This is a genomic window from Arhodomonas sp. KWT (assembly GCF_010993615.1).
On record NZ_WNXE01000818.1, the window covers coordinates 1 to 751 of the forward strand.

2 protein-coding genes are annotated in these 751 nt (G+C 74.3%); both read left to right on the plus strand.

The window, feature by feature from the left end:
- On the plus strand, nt 1–195 hold a 195-nt coding region (locus tag G7A99_RS22640; RefSeq protein WP_305792361.1), incomplete at its 5' end, for an Rnf-Nqr domain containing protein.
- A complete protein-coding gene (gene rsxB, locus G7A99_RS22645; protein ID WP_163144273.1) occupies nt 192–746 on the plus strand; it encodes an electron transport complex subunit RsxB in 555 nt (184 codons plus the stop codon). The genes G7A99_RS22640 and rsxB, both read left to right, overlap by 4 nt.
- Nucleotides 747–751 lie beyond the last annotated feature (5 nt).

A 751-nucleotide genomic window follows, 5' to 3' on the forward strand; every position in this document is an offset into this window, starting at 1 on the left:
GCCTCGGCGCTGTACGGCTTCGGCGCGGCGATGGGCTTCTCGCTGGTGCTGGTGCTCTTCGCCGGGCTGCGCGAGCGCCTGGACGGCGCGGACGTGCCCGCGCCGTTCCGCGGCGGTGCCATCGCGCTGGTCACCGCCGGGCTGATGTCGCTGGCGTTCATGGGCTTCAGCGGCCTGGTCACCGCGGGGGGCTGACCATGTGGGCGGCGCTGCTCGTGCTCGGCGGCCTCGGCCTCGCCTTTGGCGCGCTGCTCGGCTTCAGCGCGCGGCGGCTGCGTGACGACGACGACCCGCTGGTCGAGCGCATCGACGCGGTCCTGCCCCAGACCCAGTGCGCCCAGTGCGGCTACCCCGGCTGCCGGCCCTACGCCGAGGCCGTCGCCAGCGGCGAGGCGGATATCAACCAGTGCCCACCCGGCGGCGAGGCCGGCGTGCAGGCCCTCGCCGAGCTCCTCGGCCGCGAGCCCAAGCCGCTGAACCCGGACAACGGCGAGGCCAAGACCGAGGCCACGGTCGCCTGGATCGACGAGTCCGTGTGCATCGGCTGCACCAAGTGCATCCAGGCCTGCCCGGTGGACGCCATCGTCGGCGCGCCTCAGCACATGCACACCGTCATCCGCGACGAGTGCACCGGCTGCGAGCTCTGCATCGAACCCTGTCCGGTGGACTGCATCCACATGGCGCCGCGGGAGACCGGCGTGCGCGCCTGGCGCTGGCCGCTGCCGGCGGAGCCGGGGCGGCCGTGAACGCC